Origin of the sequence: Cellulomonas hominis (assembly GCF_005239125.1) — a bacterium.
GTDB lineage: Bacteria > Actinomycetota > Actinomycetes > Actinomycetales > Cellulomonadaceae > Cellulomonas > Cellulomonas hominis_A.
Genome location: NZ_SZYE01000284.1, coordinates 1 through 3,328, shown reverse-complemented (window position 1 = coordinate 3,328; position 3,328 = coordinate 1). Strand labels below are relative to the sequence as shown.

Below are 3,328 nucleotides of genomic sequence, written 5' to 3'. Positions count from 1 at the left end.
GCGGGTGCCGACGACGACCCGCAGCGGCTGGTGCGCGGCGAGCGCGCCGTCCGCGGCGCGCGCGGTGAGCGCGGGGTCGTCCGCCAGCGCGGTGCCGGTGCCGACCACGAGCGCGTCGACCTCGGCGCGCAGGGCGTGGGCGTGCGCCCGGGACTCCGGGGAGGTGATCCACCGGCTCGAGCCGTCGGCCGCGGCCACCCGGCCGTCGAGCGTCGCGGCGAGCTTCAGCGTGACGTGCGGCCGGCCCTGCGACACCGCGTGCAGCCACGGCCCGAGCAGCTCGCGGCCGGCGGCCTCCTCGACGCCCAGGACCACCTCGACTCCCGCGGCGCGCAGCCGGCCGGCGCCCCCGGCCGCGGCGGGGTTCGGGTCCGGGACGGCGACGACGACGCGCGCGACGCCGGCCTCCAGCAGCGCGACGGAGCACGGGCCGGTCCGGCCGGTGTGGTCGCAGGGCTCGAGGGTGACGACGGCGGTCGCCCCGCGGACGTCCGCGCCGCGCGCCCGGGCGTCGGCGAGCGCGGCGACCTCGGCGTGCGGGGTGCCCGCACCGCGGTGCCAGCCCTCGCCGAGGACGCGGGCACCCGGGACGGGACCGGGGGGCGCCAGCAGCACGCAGCCGACGCGGGGGTTGGGCCCGTGCGCCGGTCCGCGGCGCGCGAGGTCGAGGGCGCGCGTCATCGCGTCCCGCTCGACCCCGGTCGGCTCGACCACCGTCCCCGCTGCCACTCCCGCTCCCCTCGACCGACAGGTCTCCGGGGTGCGGGCGGCGCGCGGGTGCACGACGTCCACGGCGCACCCGGCTCACGCCGAGCACGCCGCCACGACTCCTCCCATCCGGACTTTCACCGTCGGTCCTGGAGTTCCACCAGGTCAACCGCTCGCGCCGTGAGGCGTCTGCGGGTCGCGGACTGTCACCGCCGGCTCGGACTTTCACCGACCCCGGAGCACGTGTGTGTGTTCTTCCGAACGATGATGCCACACGTGGCATTCCCGCCCGGACGCGCCGGCGCGACGTGGACGGCCGTGACCCCGGGCGGTCAGCGCCGGGCGAGCGCCTCGTCCGCGAGCCCGCGCAGGGCGTCGATCTCCGCGTTCGGGTCGTCGGCGCCGTACACGGCGGACCCGGCGACGAACACGTTCGCGCCCGCGGCGGCCACGGTCTCGACCGTGCTCCGCGAGACCCCGCCGTCGACCTGGATCCAGGTGCCGGCGCCCTGCTCGTCGATCGCGGCGCGCAGCCGGCGGATCTTCGGCAGGGTGCCCTCGATGAACGCCTGGCCGCCGAAGCCCGGCTCGACCGTCATGACGAGCACCATGTCGAACTCCGGGAGCAGGTCGAGCAGCGGCTCGACCGGCGAGGCGGGGCGCAGCGCGATGCTGGCGCGGGCGCCGGCCGCGCGGATCTCCCGCGCGAGCCGCACGGCGGCCTGGGCGGCCTCGGCGTGGAAGGTGACCGAGGCGGCGCCGGCGTGCGCGTAGTCGACGGCCCAGCGGTCCGCGGCCTCGATCATGAGGTGCACGTCGACCGGGACCGGCGACACCTCGATGATCCGCCGCACGACGGGCAGGCCGAGCGTCAGGTTGGGCACGAAGTGGTTGTCCATGACGTCCACGTGCGCCCAGTCCGCCCGGCTGATCCGGTGCAGGTCGCGCTCGAGGTTGGCGAAGTCGGCGGACAGGATGCTGGGGCTGATCTGCGCGTGCACGGACCCAGGGTATCGGCGCTCGCGGGCGGCCGCCGGGCGCGCCGCGGCCCCGCGGGCGCGGCGCTCGCGGGGCCCGGGCGCGCGACCCTCAGGCCGTGCGGCGCAGGAGCGTCAGGTGCATCGCGTCGGTCCCGTGCGCGTGCGGCCAGAGCTGGGCGTCCGGACGCGCGGGCAGGTCGAGCCCCGGGGCGATGCCGTGCAGCACGGCCGGCGCGTCGAGCACCTCGACGTCCAGCCCGGCCTTCCGCGCGGCCCGGGTCGCGTCGACGACCGCCAGCTGCGTCTCCGCCAGCACCGGCGAGCAGGTCACGTAGGCGACGACACCGCCGACCCGCACGGCGCGCAGCGCGGACCCCAGCAGGTCGCGCTGCAGCGCGGTGAGCTGGGCCAGGTCGGACGGCGTGCGCCGCCAGCGGGACTCCGGGCGGCGGCGGAGGGCGCCCAGGCCCGTGCACGGCGCGTCGAGCAGCACGCGGTCGTAGGCGCCGGGCTCGGCGTCGCCGACCTCACGGCCGTCCCCGACCCGCACGTCCTCCACCGCGCCGTCCGGCACGGCGGCGACCGCCTGCCGCACGAGCCGGGCGCGGTGCGGCTGCACCTCGTTCGCCACGAGCCGCGCGCCGCGCTCCGCGGCGAGCGCGGCCAGCAGGGCGGCCTTGCCGCCGGGGCCGGCGCACAGGTCGAGCCACCGGTCGTCCGGGCCGTCGAGCGGCGCGTCCGCCAGGGCGAGGGCGACGAGCTGGCTGCCCTCGTCCTGGACGCCGGCCCGGCCGGCCCGCACGGCGGACAGCCCGGCCGGGTCGCCGCCACCCGCGAGGGTCACCGCGGTCGGCGACCACCGGCCGGGCGCGGCGTCGGGACCGGCGGCGGTGAGCAGGTCGTCCCGGTCGAGCAGCCCCGGCCGCGCGACCAGCGACACCCGCGGCGCCTCGTTGTCCGCCGCGAGCAGCGACCCGAGCTCGTCGGCGGCGCGGCCGTGGCCGACCAGCGCCTCGCGGAGCGCGCGGGTGACCCACGCCGGGTGGCTGTCGACGGCCGACAGCCGCGCGACGGCGTCGGAGCCGGCCGGGTCCGCGGCGTCCCCGATCCGCTCCAGCCACACGTCCAGCGGCTCCCGGGACACCGCCCGCAGGACGGCGTTGACGAACTGCGCGGGCCCGGCGCCGATCTGCTCGCGGACGAGCCCGACGGTCTCCGACACGGCCGCGTGCGGCGGCACGCGCATGCCGAGCAGCTGGTGCGCGCCGAGGCGCAGGGCGTCGAGCACCGGGGGGTCCACCTGGTCGAGCGTCCGCCCGGTGCACTGCGCGAGCACCGCGTCGTACCGGCCGCGCAGGCGCAGCGTGCCGTAGGCGAGCTCGGTCGCGAAGCCCGCGTCCCGCCCGCGGATGCCGCGCTCGCGCAGCAGCGGGGGCAGGACGAGGTTGGCGTAGGCGTCGGACTCCGCGACGGTGCGGAGCACGTCGAACGCCGCGGTGCGCGCGGGGTCGGACGACCGGCGACGGGCGGAGGGCGCCGCGCTGGTGCGCTCGCGCGGTCCCCCGCCCTGGCGGGACGCGGGCCGCTGGCGCCCGGCGGCGTTCCGGCGCTCGGCGTCCGCGCCGCCGCCCTGCCCGCGG

Annotated in this window: 3 protein-coding genes and 1 riboswitch; all 3 genes read right to left on the bottom strand. The window is 79.1% G+C overall.

Annotated elements, in window-relative coordinates; translation table 11 throughout:
* Positions 1 to 681: bifunctional diaminohydroxyphosphoribosylaminopyrimidine deaminase/5-amino-6-(5-phosphoribosylamino)uracil reductase RibD (gene ribD, locus FA014_RS18875; RefSeq protein WP_154731151.1), on the bottom strand; the 681-nt coding region annotated here is incomplete at its 3' end.
* Between the two features lie 140 nt (positions 682 to 821).
* A riboswitch (FMN riboswitch) is annotated at positions 822 to 955 on the bottom strand.
* A gap of 85 nt (positions 956 to 1,040) precedes the next feature.
* Positions 1,041 to 1,709 (bottom strand): ribulose-phosphate 3-epimerase, encoded by a 669-nt coding sequence (rpe, locus tag FA014_RS18870; RefSeq protein ID WP_154731149.1) that lies wholly within the window; start codon positions 1,707 to 1,709, stop codon positions 1,041 to 1,043.
* Between the two features lie 88 nt (positions 1,710 to 1,797).
* Positions 1,798 to 3,328 (bottom strand): transcription antitermination factor NusB (locus FA014_RS18865; protein ID WP_230323422.1); only part of this gene is annotated, 1,531 nt, incomplete at its 5' end.